At 36.3% G+C, this 24,090-nt stretch carries 22 protein-coding genes, 1 pseudogene and 1 other annotated feature; of the genes and pseudogenes, 20 read left to right on the top strand and 3 right to left on the bottom strand.

The genetic code is table 11. The features are described from left to right. Positions 1-254: 254 nt before the first annotated feature. Positions 255-1,215 (top strand): annotated as a pseudogene (locus FA707_RS06385) (IS30 family transposase). Between the two features lie 1,023 nt (positions 1,216-2,238). Further along, a complete protein-coding gene (gene nifJ / locus FA707_RS06375; RefSeq protein ID WP_136953449.1) occupies positions 2,239-5,775 on the top strand; it encodes a pyruvate:ferredoxin (flavodoxin) oxidoreductase in 3,537 nt (1,178 codons plus the stop codon). A gap of 133 nt (positions 5,776-5,908) precedes the next feature. Here the strand turns inward: nifJ and FA707_RS06370 are convergent, their stop codons facing one another. Further along, entirely contained in the window at positions 5,909-6,403 is a 495-nt protein-coding gene (locus tag FA707_RS06370; RefSeq protein WP_136953448.1) for a hypothetical protein, read from the bottom strand. A gap of 270 nt (positions 6,404-6,673) precedes the next feature. Between FA707_RS06370 and FA707_RS06365 the strand changes: the two genes are divergently transcribed. The 7 genes from FA707_RS06365 (at position 6,674) to FA707_RS06335 (ending at position 10,335) form a co-directional block, all read left to right on the top strand. After that, the gene (locus tag FA707_RS06365; protein ID WP_136953447.1) at positions 6,674-6,916 is read left to right on the top strand and encodes a GlsB/YeaQ/YmgE family stress response membrane protein; all 243 of its coding nucleotides are present in this window, start codon (positions 6,674-6,676) and stop codon (positions 6,914-6,916) included. Between the two features lie 24 nt (positions 6,917-6,940). Further along, the gene (locus tag FA707_RS06360; protein ID WP_136953446.1) at positions 6,941-7,123 is read left to right on the top strand and encodes a CsbD family protein; all 183 of its coding nucleotides are present in this window, start codon (positions 6,941-6,943) and stop codon (positions 7,121-7,123) included. Between the two features lie 255 nt (positions 7,124-7,378). Further along, positions 7,379-7,879 (top strand): helix-turn-helix domain-containing protein, encoded by a 501-nt coding sequence (locus FA707_RS06355; protein ID WP_136953445.1) that lies wholly within the window; start codon positions 7,379-7,381, stop codon positions 7,877-7,879. 10 nt (positions 7,880-7,889) lie between these two features. Continuing rightward, positions 7,890-8,483 carry a hypothetical protein gene (locus FA707_RS06350; protein WP_154299956.1) on the top strand — a complete coding sequence of 198 codons (594 nt, stop codon included), beginning with the start codon at positions 7,890-7,892 and terminating at the stop codon, positions 8,481-8,483. Next, positions 8,470-8,661, top strand: coding sequence for a PLDc N-terminal domain-containing protein (locus tag FA707_RS06345; protein ID WP_136953443.1), 192 nt, complete (start codon positions 8,470-8,472; stop codon positions 8,659-8,661). Before FA707_RS06350 ends, FA707_RS06345 begins: the two co-directional genes overlap by 14 nt. Before the next feature lies 1 nt (position 8,662). Next, positions 8,663-9,580 carry an ABC transporter ATP-binding protein gene (locus tag FA707_RS06340; protein WP_136953442.1) on the top strand — a complete coding sequence of 306 codons (918 nt, stop codon included), beginning with the start codon at positions 8,663-8,665 and terminating at the stop codon, positions 9,578-9,580. Then, complete coding sequence (locus FA707_RS06335) at positions 9,577-10,335, top strand: ABC transporter permease (protein WP_136953441.1); 759 nt, start codon at positions 9,577-9,579, stop codon at positions 10,333-10,335. The genes FA707_RS06340 and FA707_RS06335 overlap by 4 nt, the downstream gene beginning before the upstream one ends. 58 nt (positions 10,336-10,393) lie before the next feature. Here the strand turns inward: FA707_RS06335 and sstT are convergent, their stop codons facing one another. Further along, complete coding sequence (gene sstT, locus FA707_RS06330; protein WP_136953440.1) at positions 10,394-11,638, bottom strand: serine/threonine transporter SstT; 1,245 nt, start codon at positions 11,636-11,638, stop codon at positions 10,394-10,396. A gap of 239 nt (positions 11,639-11,877) precedes the next feature. On the opposite strand from sstT, the gene asnA reads away from it, so the two are divergent. Then, the gene (gene asnA, locus FA707_RS06325) at positions 11,878-12,885 is read left to right on the top strand and encodes an aspartate--ammonia ligase (RefSeq protein ID WP_136953439.1); all 1,008 of its coding nucleotides are present in this window, start codon (positions 11,878-11,880) and stop codon (positions 12,883-12,885) included. A 419-nt stretch (positions 12,886-13,304) separates the two neighbouring features. Beyond that, positions 13,305-14,702 (top strand): Na+/H+ antiporter NhaC, encoded by a 1,398-nt coding sequence (gene nhaC / locus FA707_RS06320; RefSeq protein WP_136953438.1) that lies wholly within the window; start codon positions 13,305-13,307, stop codon positions 14,700-14,702. A 251-nt stretch (positions 14,703-14,953) separates the two neighbouring features. Here the strand turns inward: nhaC and FA707_RS06315 are convergent, their stop codons facing one another. Further along, positions 14,954-15,778 carry an aldo/keto reductase gene (locus tag FA707_RS06315; RefSeq protein ID WP_136953437.1) on the bottom strand — a complete coding sequence of 275 codons (825 nt, stop codon included), beginning with the start codon at positions 15,776-15,778 and terminating at the stop codon, positions 14,954-14,956. Positions 15,779-16,016: 238 nt separating this feature from the next. Between FA707_RS06315 and fsa the strand changes: the two genes are divergently transcribed. The 9 genes from fsa to FA707_RS06265 all read left to right on the top strand — a co-directional run bounded on the left by fsa (position 16,017) and on the right by FA707_RS06265 (position 24,070). Further along, entirely contained in the window at positions 16,017-16,664 is a 648-nt protein-coding gene (gene fsa / locus FA707_RS06310) for a fructose-6-phosphate aldolase (RefSeq protein ID WP_136953436.1), read from the top strand. A gap of 182 nt (positions 16,665-16,846) precedes the next feature. Beyond that, positions 16,847-18,118, top strand: coding sequence for a RidA family protein (locus tag FA707_RS06305; protein WP_136953435.1), 1,272 nt, complete (start codon positions 16,847-16,849; stop codon positions 18,116-18,118). A gap of 167 nt (positions 18,119-18,285) precedes the next feature. Next, positions 18,286-19,656, top strand: coding sequence for an MATE family efflux transporter (locus FA707_RS06300; protein ID WP_246032305.1), 1,371 nt, complete (start codon positions 18,286-18,288; stop codon positions 19,654-19,656). 140 nt (positions 19,657-19,796) lie between these two features. After that, positions 19,797-20,606, top strand: coding sequence for an SPFH domain-containing protein (locus FA707_RS06295; RefSeq protein WP_136953433.1), 810 nt, complete (start codon positions 19,797-19,799; stop codon positions 20,604-20,606). A gap of 2 nt (positions 20,607-20,608) precedes the next feature. Further along, the gene (locus tag FA707_RS06290) at positions 20,609-20,788 is read left to right on the top strand and encodes a hypothetical protein (RefSeq protein WP_136953432.1); all 180 of its coding nucleotides are present in this window, start codon (positions 20,609-20,611) and stop codon (positions 20,786-20,788) included. 493 nt (positions 20,789-21,281) lie between these two features. Then, entirely contained in the window at positions 21,282-21,635 is a 354-nt protein-coding gene (locus tag FA707_RS06280; protein WP_136953430.1) for an arsenate reductase family protein, read from the top strand. A gap of 12 nt (positions 21,636-21,647) precedes the next feature. Further along, entirely contained in the window at positions 21,648-21,980 is a 333-nt protein-coding gene (locus tag FA707_RS06275) for a glycine cleavage system H family protein (protein WP_136953429.1), read from the top strand. Between the two features lie 42 nt (positions 21,981-22,022). Continuing rightward, positions 22,023-22,293 (top strand) — a binding site (T-box leader). Positions 22,294-22,353: 60 nt separating this feature from the next. Beyond that, positions 22,354-23,391, top strand: coding sequence for a methionine ABC transporter ATP-binding protein (locus FA707_RS06270; RefSeq protein ID WP_154299957.1), 1,038 nt, complete (start codon positions 22,354-22,356; stop codon positions 23,389-23,391). After that, on the top strand, positions 23,381-24,070 hold the full coding sequence (locus FA707_RS06265; protein ID WP_136953428.1) for a methionine ABC transporter permease: 690 nt from the start codon (positions 23,381-23,383) through the stop codon (positions 24,068-24,070). Before FA707_RS06270 ends, FA707_RS06265 begins: the two co-directional genes overlap by 11 nt. Positions 24,071-24,090: the final 20 nt, after the last annotated feature.

Here is a 24,090-nt window from a genome sequence, read left to right as displayed (position 1 = left end):
CAAATTTCCATTAGAGGGTTTAGTCGGATAATCTTTTATATAGAGTCATAAACGTTGAAATATCGATGTTTATGACTCTTTTTGTGTTTTAATTTGTTACAGATAAAGAAGTGGTTGGGCTATCAAATTTATTATTGTGGATCTAATTTATTAATAACGCGAATTGTAAAATTAAGTTAGAAAAATAAAAAGGCATTTATGGTACATTCAAATTGTATTTCCGACCAAAGAAAACAAAGGAGTGTAAACCATAAATGACCTATAAACATCTTACCATAGACGAACTGACAATGATAGAATCCTATTATCTTCAAGACAATAAACCGGTTGAAATTGCTAAGCGAATGGGACGAGCTATACAAACTATTTATAATGTGATTAATAAGTTCAAGCAAGGTCTGACAGCACTTGACTATTGGAATCAGTATAAAGAAAATAAGAAAAAATGTGGTAGAAAAGTTATTCAATTACCTGCTCATGAAGTAGATTATATTAAAGAGAAAGTTGCTCTTGGTTGGATGCCTGACGTCATTATCGGACGTCAAGAAAAGCCTATTTCATGCGGTATGTGAACACTTTATCGTTTGTTTTCCAAAGGCATATTTGATATTGAAACTTTACCTATGAAAGGTAAAAGAAAACCCAATGGCCATCAGGAAAAACGGGGAAAACAACAGTATCAGCGCTCAATACATGATCGACCTAATGATTATCCAAATTTCAATTCTGAGTTTGGTCACCTTGAAGGTGATACGATTGTTGGCGTTCATCATAAAAGTGCCGTTATTACTTTAGTTGAAAGATTATCTAAAGTAATTATCACGATTAAACCCCACGGCCGTAAGGCATCAGATATTGAAACTGCCCTTAACCAATGGTTTTCTCGCTTCCCTAAAAACTTCTTTAAATCCATTACGTTTGACTGTGGTAAAGAATTTTCTAACTGGAAAGCTATTAGTAATCAACAGGATATTTTATATATACTTTGCAGACCCTGGAACACCTTCTCAACGACCGTTGAACGAGAATATCAACGGAATTCTACGTCGTAATGGTCTACCAAAATCAATGGATTTTAGAGAAGTCGATCAAATATTTATTTCAAGCGTCAGCAATCAACGTAATCATATTCCAAGAAAATCATTGCATTACAAAACACCTATCGAAATATTTTTGAGCTATGTACAAGAAGCATTTTATTCTAACTTAATTTGACAAATCATACATTTAAAAACATAGATTTTCTTATGATTAGGAGTATAATGAAAATCTATTGAGTAGTTATTATTACTTTATACGTTGTTAAGCAATCTATTATAAGTTTGAGTATCTTGGTAATATGGGTTCTGTTGACTCACAAAGTTAATGGAAGAACTATTTGGAATAGTTTATTATAGGTGCGTAAAGTATTCTTTTTTTATTGATTATCATTATTATAGATGAAAGAAGAAGTTTTTTAAGTTTGAAATATTGTGAAAGTAGCTGATTTTATGGGGATTTCAAAGAAAACACACAAAATGTTTTTATTATTTCTCGTGTGTTCAATGTTATTATTTGTTATTTATGAACTACTAAAAAAAATTTCTTATTTGGGAAATGGATTAATTTGGTTTTGGCTAGCCGTTGTCATAACGTTGTTAATTTTTTTGGTAAGTCTAATTTTAATAGGTGCTACTTTTACTAAAAAATATCGAACATATTACTCATTAGCTATTGGCATAAGTTCAGGTGTTTTATTAATAATTAGTGCTTTGTGGACAACGTTTATTATAGTATCAAGCTTATCTGGAATTGGATAAATTTGCAGAAAGCTTGGTAGACATTAGAAAACTATTTTTTGGTGACGTATTTTTTAGAGGTATAGCCTATAAGAAGGATCTAGCTAAAGACGATTTTGCACATATAAACACAGGCTCTCACATTAATCAGTAGGATAATAAAGGATAGGATGACTGAAAAAGTGATCCTATTTTTTTATGTTTTAATCATTGTAGAATATAAATTATTGAAAATAGTCCCCATATAAAAGTTTGATTTTTCATTCACAATAAACGGATAATTTGTTACAATGAAGATATGTTTGAAAGCGTTTTCTAATAAATGGATAATGGTAACATCAATTTCGATTCGATGGTTAGTCTATTTTATAAAGGAAGACTAGATTGATTAGTGAAATACAGAACTAGTAATAAAATACAAGATTCTTGGGTTAAAATCACTTGAAAAGGAACGATGACAATGAGAAAAACGAAAACAATGGATGGTAACACAGCAGCTGCTTATATTTCTTATGCGTTCACGGAAGTTGCAGCAATTTATCCCATTACACCAAGTTCTACCATGGCAGAAGTGGTGGACGATTGGTCAAGTAAGGGTCAAAAAAATATTTTTGGAGATCCAGTAAAAGTTGTTGAACTACAATCGGAAGCAGGAGCTGCGGGTACCGTTCACGGTTCATTAAAAACTGGTGCCTTAACGACAACGTATACGGCTTCTCAAGGATTATTATTAATGATTCCTAATATGTTCAAGATTGCCGGTGAGTTATTGCCGACTGTTTTCCATGTGTCCGCGCGTGCGATTGCGACGAATGCCTTAAGTATTTTTGGCGATCATAGTGACGTGATGGCGACACGCCAAACGGGTTTTGCGATGTTAGCTGAAGGCAGTGTCCAAGAAGTCATGGACTTGTCAGCAGTTGCTCATTTGGCAAGTATCGAGGGAAGCTTACCATTTATTAACTTCTTTGATGGGTTTAGAACGAGTCATGAAATTCAAAAAGTTGAAGTTTTAGAATATGATGAGTTGGGCAAGTTGTTAGATGAAGATGCTTTAGAACGATTCCGTAAACGCGGAATGAATCCTAATCATCCAACTGTCTCAGGAACTGCTCAAAACCCAGATATTTATTTCCAATCACGCGAAACAGTGAACCGTTATTATGATGAAATTCCAGGAATCGTCCAAAAATATATGGGTGAAATTAACCAATTACGTGGCACTAACTATGATTTAACTGCTTATTATGGTGATCCTGAAGCAACTGAAGTGATTATTTCGATGGGATCGGTAACGCCTACGATTCGTCAAACAGTTGACTATCTAAATGCACAAGGACGTAAAGTCGGACATATCGTGATTCACTTATATCGACCATTTCCAGCAGAGAATTTATTAGCTCATTTACCTGAAACAGTTGAACGTATTGCAGTGCTAGACCGTACGAAAGAGCCAGGTTCTGATGGTGAGCCGTTATTATTAGATGTTCAAAGTGTCCTATATCGTCATGAAAATCGTCCAATCGTTATTGGTGGTCGTTACGGCATAGGCTCTAAAGATGTGACACCCAACCATATTGTCTCTGTCTACGATCATTTACGTTTACCGGTTGCTGAAATGAAACAACGCTTCACGATTGGTATTAAAGATGACGTGACAAATTTATCATTACCATTAACGCCAATGTTAGATTTAACACCTGAAGGAACTTTCCAAGCGAAATTCTGGGGCTTCGGATCTGATGGCACGGTTGGAGCTAATAAACAAGCTATTAAAATTATCGGGAACCATACCGATAAATACGCGCAAGCCTACTTCTCGTATGACTCTAAAAAATCAGGTGGTTTAACAGTTTCTCATATTCGTTTTGGTGATGAGCCAATTGATTCCATCTATTTAGTAGAGCATCCAGACTTTGTTGGCTGTCATAACGCTGCCTACTTGCATAAATATGACTTAATTAAAGGACTAAAAGATGGCGGGACTTTCTTGTTAAACACCGTGTGGGATGAAGAAAAAGTGCTTAAATTATTGCCAAAAAAATTAAAACGCTATATCAGTGAACATCACATTAATTTCTATATTATTAACGCGATGGCGCTAGCACAGGCAGAAGGTTTAGGACGCCGTATTAATACGGTTATGTCCGCTGCCTTTTTCGAGGTGACAAAACTGATGCCTCGAGAAGAATTTTTACCATATTTACGCGAAGAAATAGATGCTGCTTATGGTAAAAAATCGCGTGAAATTGTAGAAGCTAACTGGCGTTTAATCGATCAAACATTTGACCACTTGCACAAGATTGAGGTACCGGAAGATTGGGCGACAATCGAAGTAAATGAGGATCGTGAGCAAAATCCTAACTTGCCAAAATTCATTTTTAATATTTTACAACCGATAGATCGTCAAGAAGGCGATAAATTATCAGTGAATGACTTAATTGAAAACGGGATGTTGGGTGGGACAATCCCACACGGTACGTCCGCTTATGAGAAACGCGGTATTGCGTTAGAAGTACCGGAATGGCAACCTGAAGCTTGTACGATGTGTAATGAATGTGCCTTTATTTGTCCACATGCTGCGATTCGTCCTTTCTTATTAGACGAAGAAGAAACAGAAGCAGCACCAGAAGGCTACATTACTCGTGACTTCAAAAAAGACGGCATGAATTACCGTATTCAAGTATCAGTTGAAGACTGTACAGGTTGTGGTTTATGTGTAGATGTTTGTCCGGCTAAGCAAAAAGCATTAGTCATGCAACCTTATGAAGAACAACGTGAAGAAGCGATTAATTGGGCTTTCTCAATGACCTTAAAACATAAAGAAAATAAATTGAAAAAAGAATCAGTTAAAGGTTCTCAGTTTGAACAACCATTATTAGAATTCTCTGGTGCTTGTTCTGGGTGTGGGGAAACGCCTTACGTTAAATTATTAACACAATTGTACGGAGATCGCATGATGATTGCGAATACAACAGGCTGTTCGTCAATTTGGGGCGCATCGGCACCTTCAGTCCCATATACGACTAACCATTTAGGCCAAGGTCCGGCATGGAGTAACTCATTATTTGAAGATAACGCCGAGTTTGGATATGGGATGCACATTGCTAATCAAATGAAACGTCATCGCGTTGCTAACAAAGTTCATGAATTACTTGAAAGTGGACAAGGTAGCGAAGAAACACGACAAATTATGAATGAATGGTTGGAACATTTTGAAGAAGGTCAAGGAACTCGTCAACGCGCGACTCACTTAGCTGAAGCCTTGAAACAAGAAACCGCTCCTGAGTTTGCAGAATTACTGAAACACGAAGACATGTTTGTGAAACCTAGCCAGTGGTTAATCGGCGGTGACGGTTGGGCGTATGACATTGGCTTCGGTGGTATTGATCATGTCTTAGCATCTGGTGAAGACATCAACATTCTAGTAATGGATAACGAGTTATATGCCAATACTGGTGGTCAAACATCTAAAGCAACGCCACAATCAGCGATTGCAAAATTCGCTGCTTCTGGTAAGAAAACAACGAAGAAAGATTTAGGGATGATTGCAGCAACGTATGGCAATGTCTATGTTGCCCAAATTGCCATCAATGCAAATCCAAACCAAGCCATTAAAGCAATTGCTGAGGCTGAATCTTATCCAGGGCCGTCATTAATTATCGGTTACACGCCATGTATTAACCACGGGATCAAAGGCGGGATGAGTCAAGCCAACTTAAGTGCGCAAGAAGCGGTTGAATCAGGTTACTGGCAATTGTATCGTTACGACCCACGTTTAACACAAAAAGGAAAGGATCCAATGAGAGTTGACTTTAAAAAAGCAGACTTTGATCTAATTCCTGAATTCTTAGCAAAACAAACACGCTTCTCTTCATTAATAAACATTAAGCATGATGAACATGTGGTTGAAGAAATGTATGAGAATACAAAAGAAGATATGAAGGTTAGAACTGAAAATTATGAACGTCTAGCGTCAATGAAGAAAGGTAAGTAGTGTGATAAAACTTTAAAGAAGATACCCAGTATTGCTTGTTTGAAGTTACTCATGACTTACAATCAAGCGCCATAATAAACAAGACTGATGAGGCATTCCCTTCATCAGTCTTGTTTATTAATCAAAGATAGTTTTAGTCATTGGGATCAAAATCTGTTTTATCAAATTCATCAAGATAATTGACACCTGTCGCATTAATTTTTGCATTCAATAATTTAATAGCTTGTTCCATTTCTTTTTCGATGGCTTCTGTAATGGTTAAGTCTCTGTGTTTAATTAGATTTGGAATAAAGGGAAGAACGGCGATGCCTAAATCTTCGGCTTCTTGAATATTAGTGTAGAGTGCAAATTCTAAATCAGGAAATGAGACATTGTGGCGTTGTAAGAGAAATCCGAATCCGCGCAATTTATCTTGTGAGAAATACATCATCTCTAATTCGTTCATGACATCGCCGATTTGACGATTGCTTAAGACTGCTAAACCATGAATAAGCTTAACAGGTAAATCAAAGAACGATAGTGTATCGTATCTATCTAACTCATCGTCAGTCAGGTTCATTAGTACGAGTAATTCATCTTTGTCTAGGTCGTTCATTGATAAATATAATTCGATTATTGAGTGGTTCATAGTAGCGCCCCCTTTAGCTGTGCTAGACGTATCTTAACAAATCTATAGATAGGTCACAAGTTTATATATTAGTTAGTAACTTTTTTTGTCACTTATTGTCACATTTTATGACGTGATATTATTCTAAAGTTATTTTTTGATATAAACTGTTTAGAGATGTAAGCTCTTTCGCTTGCATTTTCAGTATTAGTCGGTTTAAAATTATATTATATAAATGTTGTATAACGTCAAGTGTATGTCACGTGATCAATTAACAAGGAGGCAAAGAAGATGGGACTTATTTGGTCATTAATTGTAGGTGGTATAATTGGGGCAGTAGCTGGAGCTATCACAAACAAGGGCTCATCAATGGGCTGGATTGCAAATATTATTGCTGGATTGATAGGTTCATCAATTGGGCAATCTATCTTAGGTAGTTGGGGACCGTCATTAGCAGGAATGGCCCTTGTACCTTCAATAGCAGGAGCAGTCATTTTAGTTGCAGTTGTGTCGTTGCTAACAGGTCGCAAATAGTTAAAGATAAGAGTAGGAATTATCATGGCAGATAGAGGTACAGGCGATAAAATTAAAGGTAAAGCTAAAGAAGTAGCTGGAGAAGTAACTGGTAATAACAAACAAAAAGCTGAAGGTCTAGTTGACCAAGCAATCGGCAAGGTGAAAGAAGTAGCCGCTGATGCTAAAGATAAAGTAGAAGAAGTTAAAGATAAATTAGAGAAATAATTCAACCCCCTTTGGAAACTAACTTAGTTTCCAAAGGGGGTTTATGTTAATTTGATATATTATTTTAACCTTTACCGTATCGGAATATATTTCGGATACGGTAAAGGTTTTTTGGGCGCTCGTGTAGTTAGTGGTGAAGGATTGAAAAATCTTGGAACGTTGTCTACTATTAGTAGACAAATCCTACTATAAGTAAACTAATATTCGTTAGGCACTATGTTATATTTAGGGTATGATGAATAAGAGGTGAGAGCGATGAACCATAAATTAAAGCAGCTACGTCTAGAAAAAGGCTTAACACAAGAAAAATTAGCGACGATTTTGGGGATTAGTAAGGGAGCGATTTCTAAATGGGAAACAGGAGCCTCCTTTCCTGATATAAGTTTATTACCAGTGATTGCTAATTTTTACGGCTGTACGATTGATGACCTATTTGAAAGCCAAGAAATTTCACAAGCGGCCGTCAATGACTCTTATAAAAATTGGGGCAAGGCATTTCTTCAACAAGGTTTCTATCCGACCTTTTGTCGAATTAGAACAGAATCACTTGCCTATCTGAATGAAACGAAAATGTTATTATCTAATTGCTTAGTCGTGATTAATCATCTCCAAATCGAACGACAACCTGAGCATGTCAATGAAGCGGTCAATTGGTGTCGTGCGTATTTAGATATTGTGATTGAAAAAACGGCAAGCGCACAAGAAACGGCTAAAGCAGCGGCACTAAAGGCCGAGTTGTCATTTAATGCATGGTGAACCGCAAAAGGTGATTGCAGAAAGTGAAGAAGATAATCAATTATTGTACATGACTCAGCCGATTTTGGCGCAAGCCTTGATGATGTCAGGAGAGGTTGATGAAGCGAAACTCTTACTTCAAAAAATGGCTTATCAATTTATGTTGAACTTATACGGTAATTTTGAAAAATTAGCAGTGTATGAGGAGGACTATCAACGTTTTACTTATTTGAAAGGGATAACGGATAGTATTATTGAGCTATTTGAACTGAGAGACTTTCATCCTGGTGTGCTATTAAACGGTTATGCCGATATGGCTCTAAAATTTCTGGAATTTAAGCAAGCTGATCTTGCTCTAGTTGAGCTTGAAAACTATGTCAGCATGATTGAACAAGCGGACTATCCGATTCGTCTATCAGGTAATCATTTGTTTGATTTAATTGATGATTGGCTTCAAGGGTTAGACGAGGGAAAAGAAATGCCCGTCAATGAAGGGGTTTTAGCTAATCAATTAGTCGCCTTACTAAAAGATCCGCGTTTAGCTAGTGATTTAGCCGAAGAAACAGTTTATCAACAACTTATTACACGTTTAGAAAGGTGGCGAGCCACTCATGTCAATGACTAACTTTTTATTATTTTTACCCTTAATTATTTTACAATTCGGTTTAATGATTATTGCGGTACTGTCAGTATTAAAAAAACAACATTTTAAATACCTTAGCAAATGGATTTGGTTATTTATCGTGATATTAGGCCAGTTGGTCGGTCCTATTTTATTCTTTGTACTAGAAAGGGACGAGTAACATGACAAATATTTTAGAAATAAATCATTTAGAAAAAGCTTTCGGACCAAAAAAGGTTATCGAAGGCGTTAATTTGACCTTAAAAAAAGGCAAAATATACGGGTTAATTGGTCAGAATGGTGCCGGCAAAACAACTGTCATGAATATGATATTAGGTCAGCTGTTGCCTGATGAGGGTCAGATTTTTGTGAATGGTGAACGTGTGATAGCGGGGGGTGAAACGACCAATCGCTATATAGGCTATTGTCCTGATGTGCCGAATTTTTATGGTTACATGACTGCTAAAGAATATTTACAGTTTTGTGCGAGCATCACAAGCTTTAAAACTGATAATTTAGAGTTAACAATTCAAGGGTTACTAGAACGTGTCGGGTTAGCTCAGACGGAAAAAGTTAAAATCTCAACTTATTCGCGTGGCATGAAGCAACGTTTAGGGATTGCTCAAGCGTTACTAAATCAACCATTATTATTAATTTGTGACGAACCGACCTCAGCGCTAGATCCTCGTGGTCGTAAAGAAGTGATGGATTTACTAGCATCGTTGAAAGAAGAAATGTCGGTCATTTTATCAACGCATATTTTAAGTGATATTGAACGTGTTTGTGATCATATTGGTATTTTAGCGAATGGCAAATTGGTGCGGGAAGGGCGCTTGCAAGATGTTTTAGCAGAGCACCAAACGCAAGCTCATTACACACTTAAATTTAGTGAAGCGTGGGCGTACGAAGCCTATTTGAAAGAAATGACAGCAACTGGCGTGCAACTTGTTTCACATGATCAAGAGCAGCTAATGATTACAACAGCTGAATCACAAGCAGCAATCTTGGATAAATTATCTCAACATCATTACCCTATCGAATCATTGGTTAAAGAACAACAAACGTTAGAAAAACTATTCTTGGAGGAGACGAACGCATGAGACAGACGTTTACCTTTATGAAAAAAGAATTTATCGAGAATTTTCGTAATAAAAAGCTGATGGTCATTGGTATTTTGTCGTTATTATTTGGTTTTATGAATCCAATCATTGCTAAATTCACACCGGATCTAATCGCGAATCTAGTGGATGAACAGATGGCATCGATGATTCCAGAGCCTACTATTTGGGATAGCTGGACGCAATATTACAAAAACGTCGGGCAAATGTTTTTATTTATCGTGATTATTATGTTTGCTGACATTTTGACAAAAGAAGTTAGTGATAAAACGTTGGTGCCACTTGTTACCAAAGGATTGAAGAAACAAGCAGTATTAAACGGCAAGGCATTATTTTTGGCTCTAATTATTTGGGCTACCTTACTAACGACTGCTTCAGTAACACATCTCTATAATTATCCTGTTTTTGGGACCTTTGGCGATGTTCAGTCATTTGTACCACTTATGGATTTGGGCCTTTTTGCGTTGTTTTTAGTCAGCTGCTTAATGCTTGGGTCGGTTTTATCAAAAGGTTACGGTAGCTTATTATTTGTGGCCTTAAGTGTCCTATTAAGCTATTTAATGAGTATTCCAACCTTCACGCGTGAGGCGTCACCTATACAATTATTATCGGGAAATGTTGCACGAATGACGAGTGGGGACAACTTATCGTTAGTTTGCTATTTCGTTACTATCGCCTTCACAGTCTTGTTTTATAGTTTGGCAAGTATCAAGTTCAATAAGAAGTTGTTATCTTAATATTAAAAAAACGTCTAATCATGTCATTTCACTTCATGATTAGGCGTTTTAATAATTGTTAGACTAATTTTTGTGCTTCTCTTACACGTTCATTTAAATCGATTTTTTCTCCAGCTTTTTGTTTATCATAAAATTCAGCAGTGGCTGCAAATAATAAATCGGCTGCAGAGTTCAGTGCTGTTTCAACAGAATCTTGAACAACACCGATAATAAAACCAATCCCGACAACTTGCATGGCAATATCATTTGAGATGTTGAAGAGGCTACATGCAAGTGGAATTAATAATAAACTACCGCCAGCGATTCCAGAAACGCCAGTTGAAGAAATTGCCGCCAATAAGCAGAGTAAGAATGCTAGGACAAAAGGTATGTGCATCCCCATTGTGTTAGCGGCCGCTAATGTCATGATGGAAATTGTAATTGCCGCACCCCCGCTATTAGCAGTTGCCCCTAACGGAATAGAAATCGAATAAGACTCCTTATCTAATCCAAGTTTTTCCGATAATTCCATGTTGATTGGAATATTCACGACTGAACTACGCGTGAAGAAGGCAGGAACGCCACTTTCTTTCATACAGAACATTGTAAGTGGATAAGGATTTTGTTTCAGTAATAGGAATACCATTAATGGATAGACTATATATGATACAAATAACATAGTCCCGACCAATAATAAGATTAATTTGCCATATTCAGCCATTCCTTTTAGTCCAATTTCTGAAATTGAGTTGAAGACAAGACCAGTAATCCCGATTGGTGCCATTTGAATGATGATTTGCACCACTTTTGAAATAGTATCAGAAATATCAGTAATGACTTTTTTAGTTGAGTCAGCAGCCCCACGCATACAAGCACCCAATACTGCCCCCCAGAATAGCAGTGATAAATAATTGCCTTCAATTAGTGCTTGAATAGGATTCATTACCGCGCCTAAAATAATGTCAGATAAAATTAACCACAAATCATCGGGTGCTTCTTGCGTAACGCTCACATTAGGTAATACTAGTTCAACAGGAAACAATCGTGAAGCAAATACTGCCATTAAAGCCGCAATAAGGGTCGCGCCTAAATAGAGCACAATGACTGTTTTCATATGTGTTTTTACACCTTTTTTATGTTTAGACAATGATTCGATAATTAAGAAGAAGACAAGTAGCGGAGCGATAGCTTTCAAAGAGCCAATAAAGATGTCGCCCAGAATTTTAATCCACGTCCATGAAGGCACCATGGTTCCTAGAATAGCTCCTAAAATAATTCCGATACAGATTTTTTGAATCAATGATAACCTTTTGAACTTGTTCATCTTTATTCCCCCTTTTTTTATAATGTCACTCTAATATACTAGAGATTTCTATAAAAATAAAGCATATTTTTAATTTTTTTTTAATAAAAGACGCAAAGCAGAGTAACGATATTATTATATCTAGAATATATCCTTTTTTGAAATAGTATGATATATTAGAAAAATTAATAAATAATGATAAAGAATGTTTGTGGCGTCTATTATCATTATGCGACGATTAAAATAGAGAGGTGTATGTCATGAAAGAAATAATAATTCCATCAGAATACCAGTCAAGTTTAAGTATTTATGAAACACAAACCGCTATCGGATTTATTAAACGTTGCTTCGAAGAGGCGATGACCGGTAGTTTAAAATTAAAACGTGTATCAGCGCCGTTATTTGTTAAACAACGATCGGGTTTAAATGACGACTTGAGTGGAGCGGAGCGTCCTGTAACGTTTGACGTGCCAGCTTTATACCATCAAAGCGCCGAAGTGGTGCACTCTTTAGCTAAATGGAAACGTATGGCGCTTCATCAGTATGATTTTCACGTAGGCAATGGTTTGTATGCGGATATGAATGCAATTCGTCGAGATGAAGAATTAGATAATTTACATTCTATCTACGTTGATCAGTGGGATTGGGAGCGAGTGATTTCTGTTGAGCAGCGTACGGAAGATTATTTGAAAGCAACTGTTCAGGGGCTGGTTAATGCTATTGGTGAAACTGCAAGTCGTGTGAAGACTAAATATCCAAGTATTAGTACAAACATTAACACGAATGTCTCATTTATTACCAGTCAAGCGTTGGAAGATTTATTCCCTGATTTAACGCCTAAAGAACGTGAGCATGCTTACGTAAAAGAACATCCAACAACATTCATCATGCAGATTGGTGATAAATTAGCGAGTGGTCAGCCGCATGATTTGCGAGCACCAGACTACGATGATTGGACACTGAATGGTGATTTATTATTTTGGCACGAACCACTTCAATGCGCGATGGAAATTTCAAGTATGGGGATTAGAGTAGATGCTACTTCTTTAGTCAGTCAATTAGAAAAATCACGCGTGATGGATCGGCTGAACTTTGAATTTCATGCTAAAGTGGTGAATAATGAACTGCCTTTAACAATCGGTGGCGGCATCGGTCAAAGTCGTCTATGTATGTTATTATTAGAAAAAGTTCACATTGGTGAAGTGCAAGTGTCATTGTGGGATGCTGCAACTCTTCAGGCTTGCAAAGGGAAAGTGGCATTGTTGTAAAAATTAAGAAGGATTATTTGTTATTTAATTTGAGGTAAACTAACAAAAAACGCTTGTTATTGACATCTCGAAGCTTTTACGTTATCCTTGGTTCTAAGTTATCACAGATGAATAACTTTTAGCGAAGTAGGGAATAGACTCTATGTCAAGAAAGTCGATGGTTGCTGCGAATCGATCAGGTCTATTGTTGAATTACACTAAAAGAATACATACAGTTGAATAGATGTTTAAAGGAAAACAGTGATGTTTTTGAAATAAGGTGGTACCACGGAGTAATTCGTCCTTAGCTAATAGGAATATTAGCTGAGGGCGTTTTTTATTTAGACAGAAGGGAAGATCAGACATGAATTGTGGAGGGATTATTCGATATCGTTCGATCGATTTGCCGTAGAAAAAACGAATAATTGAGGAGAATGAATATGAATGAGAAAAAACAACCAAGTATTTTAGAAGCTAGTATTATGTTATTAATCGTGGTGGCAAGTATTGCCATGGGGGTAATTGGATTTAAGCTGTCTCCAAATATTGCGATTTTATTTGCGATTGGTTTAGTGATGCTGTATATGGTTGCCAAGAAGATGCCGTTTGACCTGATGCATGAAGGAATTATTGAGGGACTGAAGCCGGGGATTATTCCAATTTTTATTTTTATCCTAGTAGCTGCTTTGATTGCTGTCTGGATTCAAGCGGGAATCATCCCGACGTTAATGGTTTTTGGGTTTAATATTATTAGTGTGAAGTGGTTTGTGCCATCGGTTTTCATTGTATGTTCCATCGTTGGCAGTGCAGTTGGCAGTGCGTTTACCGTTATGTCTACGATAGGGATTGCTTTCTTTGGAATTGGCTCAACACTTGGTCTTAATCCAGCGTTAGTCGTAGGGGCAATCGTATCAGGCGCGGTATTTGGCGATAAAATGTCGCCTCTATCAGAATCTACCAATTTATCGGCTGCGATTGTAGAAGCAGACTTATTCAAACACATTAAAAACTTAATGTGGTCAACAATTCCTGCGTTTGTCGTGTCCCTGATTTTATTTGCTGTTCTAGGTATTAACGACACCAATGCCAGCTTTGAAAATATTGAGCAAGTTGTCGATGTCTTGAACACTAATTTTAGCATTTCTATCTGGTCATTAATTCCAATTGCTTTAATGCTTATCTGTGCTTGGAAGAAAATTCCTGCTATTTTGACGATTTTACTTAATATTGCGGCGGCTGTGGGAATGATAGTGATTCAAAATCCGGCCATTCAATTAACAGACTTAGGTCAGTTAATCGACAGTGGTTTCGTTTCAAACACAGGTAATAACGAGATTGACTTACTACTGTCACGTGGTGGGATTGAAAGCATGATGCCGACTGTGTCTCTCATCATCTTAACGTTATCTTTAGGCGGATTATTAATGGCGACTGGTTTAATTTCGACAGTCATGAATCAAGTGGCCAAAAAATTAACGTCACCAGGTAAATTGATTTCAATGACACTTCTAACAAGTATTGGCGTGAATATTTTTATTGGCGAACAATTTTTATCCGTTATTTTACCGGGAAATGCCTTTAAAGAGGTATACAAAAAAGTAGGTTTAGATCCAGTTGTATTAGGGCGAACGTTGGAAGATGGCGGAACGGTAATTAATTACTTGGTACCTTGGGGAATTGCCGGAAGTTTTGTGGCAAGTACCTTTGGAATCGATACATTAACCTATTTACCGTTTGTGTTCTTTAGTTTGCTGTCACCAGTATTTTCTATTATCAGCGCATTTACAGGTATTGGGGTGAAATACACCTCTATTGGAATGAAAAATGTATTAAAATAGATTAACGAGTTTGGTTTATCGCTACGCTCTGGAGATGATTTCTGTAAACGAAAAGAAGAAAGTCGAGCATAATGGTCTTGAGTGCCGACTCTATCCACACCACCAGGCTATCATTAAAAAGCTATCGTATAGAGAAATTCCTGAAAATTAATAGAAATTCTTATCCCAATACTCTAGTTTTGAATGAGTAAATACAGTAGAAAAGCGAGTAGCCATTGGGTGGCTACTCGCTTTTTTATTCACGATTTTAGTTAAAAATCAAAATTGTCTGGATCTGCACTTACACGTGTATTCGTGTTTAATTGATTAATAGTGGCCATTTCGGTTTTTGTTAATTCGAAGTTGAAAATATCGCCATTTTCAATAATACGAGATTCGGTGACTGATTTAGGTAACGCCACGATGTCACGTTGAATGATCCAACGTAGGATGATTTGGGCAACTGATTTACCTTTAGCTTCAGCCATTTCTGTAATAACAGGATGATCTAAAAGTTTACCATGTCCAAGTGGTGAATAAGCTTCCACTAAGATATCTTTTTCTTTGCAGTATGCGACTAATTCTTCTTGGCTTAATTCAGGATGTAATTCAATTTGATTCACCATTGGGACGATGGTTGCGACTTCTAAGATGTCCTCAAGATGATGTTGGTGGAAATTAGACACACCGATTGCTTTAACTAACCCTTCATTGTATAAGGTTTCCATTGCTTTCCATGTTTCGACGTACTTTCCAGCTGTTGGCCAGTGGATTAAATATAAATCTAAATAATCAAGTTGTAATCGAGCTAAACTATCTTTGTAGGCTTGAATGGTGGTGTCATAACCTTGATCTGCATTCCAAACTTTACTTGTCACGAAGATGTCTTCACGTGCAACGCCGGATTCACGTAGACCTTTCCCTACAGCTTCCTCATTTTGGTAAACAGCTGCTGTATCAATTAAACGATAGCCGTTTTTTAAAGCGGTCACAACTGATTGTACGGCTTCTTCTTCATCACGTACTTGCCAAGTTCCTAAACCAATTTTTGGAATTTGTAAACCATTAGTTAATGTATAGTATTCTGTCATCGTCATTCTCCTTTAATTGTTTTCTTATTTAATCATAACTTTTTATTAGTGAGCTGACAATGAATAGCTTCTTACTATTTGAAATAACCATAAAAAGTTAGCGTGTTATTTAAGTGAAAAATACTTTTATTTGTTTTTTTTGAAAAAATACTGTGCTATAATGAACTAAATCAAAAGTATAAAACGCTTTCAATTGGTTTAGGGGTGTTTAGAAATTGATAACAACTTGAGGAGGAATGTACGGATGAAGTTCTTTTTAGACACAGCTAATGTAGAGGATATTAAGAAAATCAATGACCTAGGTTTAGTTGATGGGGTTACGACAAATCCAACGATTATTGCTAAAGAAGGTCGTGATTTTGAAGAAGTCATCAAGGAAATTTGTTCCATTGTGGATGGTCCTGTTAGTGCAGAGGTGATTGGTTTAACAGCAGAAGAGATGGTTTCAGAAGCGCGTACTATTTCAAAATGGGCCGATAATGTCGTCGTGAAAATCCCGATGACTGAGGATGGCTTGAAAGCAGTACATATTTTATCTAAAGAAGGAATTAAAACGAATGTTACTTTAATCTTCACGGTGTCTCAAGGATTAATGGCAATGAAGGCAGGGGCTACTTTTATTAGTCCTTTTGTTGGACGTTTAGAAGATATTGGCGTTAATGCGAATGAATTAATCGAATCTTTACGCGATTTAATTGATATGTACGGATTTGATACGGAAATTATCGCTGCGAGCATTAGAAATACAACTCATGTTGAAAACGTCGCACTGTTAGGAGCTCATATAGCGACTATCCCAAGTAATCTATTCCCAAGTATGATGAAACATACCTTAACTGATTCTGGAATCGCTACATTCTTGAAAGACTGGGAAGCTTTTAAAAGTAATTAATTAACTATATTTGTATTAAAAAAATTAATCGAAGATGAAGGCATAATGTCTCTTCGATTAATTTTTTTTGCAATTGTTATTAATTTGAGAAAAATATTGTTTTTTATATTTTAGGATAAAGTATACTGTTCGAGTAAGCGCTTTTAAAAAGCGGAATATAATCAATAATTTGGAGGGAAAACATGTCAATTGATAACGTTGTTTTAGCTAGAAATACGAAGGAAGCCCCGCAAAATGAATTAGCATCACAATCTGTTGCTTTTTCACATTACAATAATTTATCGGCGGTATTACCGATTGATGCCAAAACGGATGAGTTAGTACCAGGTGGTATTATGGAGCAAGCCAATCAATGCTTAGCCAACATCAAATCTATCGTAGAAAGTATCGATCATGTCATGTCAGATGTGGTGAGATTAAGCGTCTTTGTTAAAAATATTAAAGATTTAGAAGCGATTAAAGAAGTTTATTACACCTATTTCACTAACTATCAACCAGCTTTAACAATGGCGGTTGTGGCTGATTTACCTATGGGTGCTATGGTCCAAATGGAAGCTTTACTAACAAACGGTGAAGGAACTATTCCAAATGCTCCCCAAGCAGGTGATTTAATCAAATTAACCAATACGACACAAGCTGCGCCAATTGAAGCGATGTCAACACAAATGGTCGCTTTTTCTCACTATAACAATGTTTCAACGCAATTACCTATTGAACCAGCTTCAGGACGTATTGTGGCTGATACTATCCAAGGACAAGCATTACAATGTTTAAAAAATATTGAATCGATTTTAGCTAGTATTAACATTCCTTTAGATGATATCGTTAAGATGACCATTTATGTAAAAAAACTAGAGGATATGGATTTAGTTAACGAGATTTACAAGAGATTTTTCCCGAAATCAGCTATTGCTAGAGCATTAGGTTACTTGCCAGCACGAACTGTCGTTGAAGTGGTTGATTTGCCAATGAATGCTATGGTTCAAATGGAAGCTGTTGTCTCACATGGAGACGGAACGCCTCCACAAGCGATTGAAGATCGCCATGGGATTATCATTGAAGCAAATAATACGAAAAATGCGCCAATTTGCCCATTATCAACGCAAACCGTTGCTTTTTCACACTACAATCATATTTCAGCTCAACTTCCGATTGATCCTATCACTAATAAATTAGTTGAAAACGAGATTAAAGTTCAAACAAAACAAGTTTTAGAAAATATTAAAGCGATTATCGAAAGTGTGGACCATTCATTAGAAGATATTGTGAAAGTTAATATATACTTAACTGATATGACGCAGTTAGCGTTAGTTGATGAAGTCTATCGCGAATACTTCTCAACTGGTACACCAGCTCGTAAAGTAGTTGGTGTCAACCATATCATGAAAGGTGCGCTAATCCAAATGGATGCTGTGGCAGGAAATGCCGAAGGAACATCACCGATAGCTAATTAATATATAAGAGAAGACCTAGCCCTGTGTTAGGTCTTTTTTGATGGATAGAAAAAAACTAACGCTATTTATTGAAAGTGTTGCTTGATTAATTCCAAATTTAGCCAAAATGGCTTATGATAGTTTTATATGTGTCAGCTTTTTACTATAGAAAGAAGGTAGACGGTTTTTTGAGTAAACTTAGGGAACGTATTAGAGGGTATTATACAGGTGAAGGGGTTACAAGTGGTGAGATTTTAACTATTTTACTGCCAGTAATGATTGATCAATTTTTCTTGGTGAGTTTTAATTTTATTAATACTGCCATGATTAGTTCATCTGGTCAAGAAGCGGTAAGCGCGGTCAATATGATTGGGAGTTTGAATATTTTTTTAGTTCAGATTTTTGGCGCGATTGGTTTAGGTGGGACGGTATTGATTGCGCGTACGTTTGGTGAGAGGGCTTTTGATAAATTAGGGAAGCTGTGTGCCGCTGTTATTCATTCGACATTTTTTGTTGGGACGTTGATTATGGTTTTATTTTTAGTTCTTCATCAACCGTTATTAGCGTTATTATTCGGTAGTGCCGACGATTTAGTGATGCACCAAGCACGTTTATATTTTATTGGTATTTTATGTAGCTATCCGGCTCATAGTATCATTGAAGGGATAAATGGTAGTTTACGTGGTATTGGTAAAACAAAAGACTCATTAAAAAATTCGCTGGTGATGAATAGTTTGTACCTATTAAGTAATTTTATCTTTGTAATTGTCTTACAAAAAGGCATAAGCGGTTTAATTATTTCATTATTAATTTCTCGTTATTTAACGCTAATTATTGCGAGTGTCAATTTGTACCGTCATCATACGGATTTTAATTTGAAACGTGACAATATATTAAATATTAGTCCGCAAGTTGACCGTATAGTGTTGACTACTGCGGTACCGTTTGCTGCGGAATACATTTTTTTTAATGGGGGTAAAATTATCATGCAAATGATGATCGTGAGCTTAGGTACAACCTATATCGCAGCGAATGCAATTAGTGTTTCCTGGATTCAACTAGCCGAAATTATTCCAAGTGCGCTATCGACAGCACTCGTTCCTATCATCGGACAAGCAGTTGGACGTAAAAGTTTATCCGATATTAAAAAAATGACTAAAACGTTTGTTGGAACAGGCATTGCTGCATTTATTATCGTTAATTTAATCATGTTGCCTTTATTTCCCGTAGCAATGAATTTATTTAATGCTCCAAGTGATTTAGTTCCGCTAATCTTCAAGATTTACTTGATTACATTGACAATGCACATCTTATGTTGGAGTACGAGTTTTGTTCTACCAGCAACTCTACGTGCGGTTGGAGATGGCGCTTTTACCACGAAAGTATCACTTACTACCATGTGGTTATTTAGAGTTGGTGTGGGTTATATCGTCGGTATTAAATTAGGTTATGGATTGATTGGCTTATTTACGATTATGACACTTGAATGGGCTTTAAGAAGTCTAATTTTTATATGGCGTTTTAGAAGTGGTAAATGGCAAGCGAAAATAATGTCTTAATTAATCGATGATACAAAGTTAAATAGATCATACGGTTAGAACTACCTGTATAATTTTTCGTGAATTATACAATCGTTATTTGATAAGTTGCCTTATTCGTGTCATAATAACGGTAACATCTGGTTATAGGGGGAAAAGAAATGAAGAGCACAAAGATGATTAAAAATATTTTAAGTCTAGTAGTCGTCGCAATTATAGCGGTTTTTGCGTTTGTTATATTATTTGAACGTATAGAAAATGGTTATGTAGGGGTCCGCTATTCGATTAATGGGGGTGTCCGTGACGAGACACTAGGACAAGGGATTAAATTTGTTGGGTTAGATAAAGTAACACAATATCCAATTCGTTTACAAACGATTCAAGCCGAGAATATGGCAATTGCCACATCAGACGGTAAAAAAACATCGGTTAATATTAAATATGATTACAAAATTGATCCAACAAAAACTTCAGCGATGTTCAAGGAGTTTGGTAATATTACCTCTCAAGACATTGAAGATGGCTGGTTGAAGTCTAAGTTGCAAAAAGAAGCGCGAGAAGTTTATTCACAATATACTATTTTAGATATTCTTTCTGGTAAATCTTCGGAAGCAGAAGCGAAGTTGTTAGATAGTTACTCAAAAGCAGTTGAAGTAAAAGGTTTTGTTGTAGAAGATGTAACAGTGGGTGTTCCTGACATTGATGCTGAAACGCAAAAATCAATTGATGCGATTGTTTTATCTGGTCAAGAAAATGAAAAAGCCAAATTAGATGCTGAAACTAAAAAAACACAAGCCGATGCAAAAGCCTATGAAACAACTAAGCAAGCAGAAGCAGAAGCAACAGCTAATAAAAAAATTGCTGATTCTGTTACAGAAAACTTAATCAAATATGAAGAAGCACAAGCCCGTAAAGAACACGGATGGGTAACAGTGAATGGAGCGAGTGCAGTCGTAAAAGAAGGTGAATAAAGATGTTTTTCTTTATTGCTAAATTTTTAATGCTCTTCATTTTAGTGATGATGATTTATACGTTTATTATGTATAATCGCCAGAAACGTCATGATGAAGAAATTAGAAAAAAAGAAACACCACATGATTCTAATAATCAAGGCAACCAATTAGATAAAACTGACGAGTGGTCAGATTTTTGATGAAATACTTATAGGTGAGAAACAGAAATAGTTTTTTTAAACTGTTTCTGTTTTTTTATAATAGAAGGAGTGGGAGACGGTCTATTTAAAGAAGTTATCAGATAAAGGTTATACTTTTTTGTCATTTATATGCGCTGTTTGTGTATTCCCAATGTCAATTAAATTTCAGGAGATGTCCTATTGGGGCGAGGGATTAACGTGGTTTTGGGTAGGTGTTGCGTTGACGTATATTACTTGGCTAACAGGATTTATTTTGTTAATCTACACATTTGTTAGAACGAGGACATCAAACATAAGTGTAAAATTGTTGGTAAGTATTCTATTGCTTATAACATTTTTGTGGACAACATTTGTCATTATTGGAGGATTGTCTGGGTTTTAAAATATCGTTCGTTCTTTTTAACTTTTTAAAAATAGCCTAAACTAAATGCCATCATTTATGATATACTTATAGCTAGTATTGTAAAAAGATGTGAAATGGGGTTTTTCTAAAATGATTAATTTTTATTGGTATCCAAAGTGTAGTACGTGTAAAAAAGCCAAAGCATGGTTAGACGAACATCAAGTTGATTACCACTTAATCGATATGATTGACGATCAGACACCAACAATAGAACAAATTTTACACTGGATGGACAATAATGATGATGAAATCCATCGTTATTTCAATACATCAGGCGTTATCTACCGTACTGAGAACTTAAAAGAAGTGATTTATACAATGGATAAAGATGATGCAGCACAAATGTTATCAGAGCGTGGTATGTTAATTAGACGACCAATTTTAGAAAATGGCGATAAAGTTTTCTTAGGTTGGAAAGAATCTGAATATGAGACATTATTGTAGGAGATTGTGAAGATGGAAAAGAAAATTGCAGATAAATATTTATGGATTACTAAAGAAGAACAAGGTTACCGTCTAGGTTTCACTAATGAAGGTCAAGATGAATTAGGAAATATTACCTTTGTTTCATTGCCAAAAGTTGGACGTGAATTAGTTAAAGGTGAAGCATTTGCTGATGTCGAAGCAGAAAAAGCAGTAACAGAATTAGTAAGTCCTGTTTCAGGTAGAGTATTGAAAATTAATGAAGCAGCCTTAGATACACCTTCGTTATTAGATAGCGAAGATGAAGCAAGTGCTTGGTTACTAATTGTAACTGACGTTGATGAAGCAGTATTCGAAAGTTTATAATTGACTTAACAAGAAAAAGTTGATAGAATGATTAAAAATTAATGAAATGCAGTGAAAAGAAAAGTACAAATTAACAAAGTTTAAAGAGAGTCCTTCGTTGGTGCAAGAGGATAATGGCGTTAATTTAGAAAATGGTCTTTGAGCAGAGTGGATGAGCCTAGTGGGTAAATCCATTACGGATACATCCGTTAACATGTCACAGTATTGAGAGAAGTTCGACTATGGAGAATATTCTTGCGTACTGGCAGAGGTTGCTTTCGTGAGGAAGTAACGAATTAAGGTGGTCACACGAATAGTCGCTTTCGTCCTTTTGTTTATTTTAGAATAAACAAGGGACGAAAGCTTTTTTTTATTAGTTATGGGGGGGAAAACAATGCCAATTATTGAATTGAAGAATATCACGAAGCAATACGAGAGTAAAAAAAGAAATGTTCTAGCAGTGAATCAAGTGGATTTTAAAGTTTATAAGGGTGAAATTTTTGGAATGGTTGGGTATTCAGGTGCTGGAAAGAGTACGTTATTACGATTATTAAATGGACTAGAGAAACCAACCTCTGGTGAAATTTTGGTTAATCGTCAACCAGTAGCAGAATTAAAAGGAAAAATGTTACGCAACTTTCGTCAAGAAGTCGGCATGATTTTTCAACACTTTAACTTGTTATGGTCGCGTACGGTGTTAGAAAATATCATGTTACCAATGGAATTAGTCAAAATTCCTAAAGCAGAGCGTGAAGCACGTGCATTAGAGCTAGTTGAGTTAGTGGGACTTACTGGACGTGAGCACGCGTACCCAAGTGAACTGTCTGGCGGTCAAAAGCAACGTGTCGGAATAGCCCGAGCCTTAGCTAATAATCCTAAAATTTTGTTATGTGACGAGGCTACAAGTGCCCTTGATCCACAAACAACAGACGAAGTATTGGACTTGTTAAAAAAAGTCAACAAAGAGTTGGGAATTACGATTGTCTTAATTACACATGAGATGCATGTTATCCGTAAAATATGTGACAAAGTAGCGGTCATGGAAAACGGGAAAATTGTGGAGACAGGTAGTGTTATCGAAGTGTTTAGTCATCCAAAAATGGATGTAACGAAGCGGTTTGTTCAACAAGAAACAGTCCCTGAAGTAACAGATGACAACAGCCTTGTTTATTTCGAACGAAACTATCCAGATGGCAAAGTGGCGAAATTGACCTTCACAGGTGACAAATCCAAATTACCAATCTTGTCGAAAACCATTCGTGAGTTTATGGTCGACATTAATGTAATCCAAGGACAAATTCAGGAAATAAACCAATCATCTTTTGGTACGCTAATCGTTCAATTTGTCGGTGAAGAGAAAGAAATCGAACGAGCAATTGTTAACTTGATTTCTGAAGGCGTAAGTGTGGAGGTTAATGAAGATGCAGAATAAAAGTTTTATGGAAACCTATTTTGATTCAGAAAAATTAGATGGCGCAAAGTTTTTAACGGCGTTTAAAGAAACGTTCTATGTAACGACGATTTCAATGATTTTTATTATTGTATTAGGCTTACTGTTAGGTTTGTTATTATTTGAGTTCTCAAAAAGAGACGGGAAAGCAGCGAAACTAGTTTATAACGTGTTATCGGTAATCAGTAATATTTTTCGTTCGATCCCGTTTATTATTTTGATTATCTTATTAATACCATTTACGCGCGCAATTCTAGGGACATTCCTAGGGGCAAAAGCAGCTATTCCAGCGTTAGTTATTTCTGCAACACCGTTTTATGCGCGTTTAGTTGAAATGGCTTTTAGAGAAGTCGATAGTGGTGTGTTAGAAGCTTCAGAAGCAATGGGCGCTAGTAAGTTTCAAACGATTTGGAAAGTACTATTACCAGAAAGTTTACCGGCACTGATTTCAGGTGGGACGGTTACTACGATTACCATGATTGGTTTTGCTGCAATGGCTGGAGCAGTTGGTGGTGGAGGTTTGGGACAGTTAGCTTACTACCAAGGTTATATGCAAGATGATTTAACTACGACACTTTTTGCTACAGCCTGTATTTTAGTTCTGGTATTCTTGATTCAATTCATAGGGGATGCCTTAGTGAAGAAAATTGATAAACGATAACCACAATTAGTGGAGGAGGA

It is taken from the genome of Vagococcus zengguangii, from assembly GCF_005145005.1.
Classification (GTDB): Bacteria; Bacillota; Bacilli; order Lactobacillales; family Vagococcaceae; genus Vagococcus_A; species Vagococcus_A zengguangii.
This window is presented reverse-complemented; position numbering and strand designations above follow the sequence as displayed.

Coding starts and splice junctions, on each gene's coding strand:
- nifJ (WP_136953449.1), top strand. CDS start 2,239: ATGAGAAAAACGAAAACAATGGATGGTAACACAGCAGCTGCTTATATT.
- FA707_RS06370 (WP_136953448.1), bottom strand. CDS start 6,403: ATGAACCACTCAATAATCGAATTATATTTATCAATGAACGACCTAGAC.
- FA707_RS06365 (WP_136953447.1), top strand. CDS start 6,674: ATGGGACTTATTTGGTCATTAATTGTAGGTGGTATAATTGGGGCAGTA.
- FA707_RS06360 (WP_136953446.1), top strand. CDS start 6,941: ATGGCAGATAGAGGTACAGGCGATAAAATTAAAGGTAAAGCTAAAGAA.
- FA707_RS06355 (WP_136953445.1), top strand. CDS start 7,379: ATGAACCATAAATTAAAGCAGCTACGTCTAGAAAAAGGCTTAACACAA.
- FA707_RS06345 (WP_136953443.1), top strand. CDS start 8,470: ATGTCAATGACTAACTTTTTATTATTTTTACCCTTAATTATTTTACAA.
- FA707_RS06340 (WP_136953442.1), top strand. CDS start 8,663: ATGACAAATATTTTAGAAATAAATCATTTAGAAAAAGCTTTCGGACCA.
- FA707_RS06335 (WP_136953441.1), top strand. CDS start 9,577: ATGAGACAGACGTTTACCTTTATGAAAAAAGAATTTATCGAGAATTTT.
- sstT (WP_136953440.1), bottom strand. CDS start 11,638: ATGAACAAGTTCAAAAGGTTATCATTGATTCAAAAAATCTGTATCGGA.
- asnA (WP_136953439.1), top strand. CDS start 11,878: ATGAAAGAAATAATAATTCCATCAGAATACCAGTCAAGTTTAAGTATT.
- nhaC (WP_136953438.1), top strand. CDS start 13,305: ATGAATGAGAAAAAACAACCAAGTATTTTAGAAGCTAGTATTATGTTA.
- FA707_RS06315 (WP_136953437.1), bottom strand. CDS start 15,778: ATGACGATGACAGAATACTATACATTAACTAATGGTTTACAAATTCCA.
- fsa (WP_136953436.1), top strand. CDS start 16,017: ATGAAGTTCTTTTTAGACACAGCTAATGTAGAGGATATTAAGAAAATC.
- FA707_RS06305 (WP_136953435.1), top strand. CDS start 16,847: ATGTCAATTGATAACGTTGTTTTAGCTAGAAATACGAAGGAAGCCCCG.
- FA707_RS06295 (WP_136953433.1), top strand. CDS start 19,797: ATGAAGAGCACAAAGATGATTAAAAATATTTTAAGTCTAGTAGTCGTC.
- FA707_RS06290 (WP_136953432.1), top strand. CDS start 20,609: ATGTTTTTCTTTATTGCTAAATTTTTAATGCTCTTCATTTTAGTGATG.
- FA707_RS06280 (WP_136953430.1), top strand. CDS start 21,282: ATGATTAATTTTTATTGGTATCCAAAGTGTAGTACGTGTAAAAAAGCC.
- FA707_RS06275 (WP_136953429.1), top strand. CDS start 21,648: ATGGAAAAGAAAATTGCAGATAAATATTTATGGATTACTAAAGAAGAA.
- FA707_RS06270 (WP_154299957.1), top strand. CDS start 22,354: ATGCCAATTATTGAATTGAAGAATATCACGAAGCAATACGAGAGTAAA.
- FA707_RS06265 (WP_136953428.1), top strand. CDS start 23,381: ATGCAGAATAAAAGTTTTATGGAAACCTATTTTGATTCAGAAAAATTA.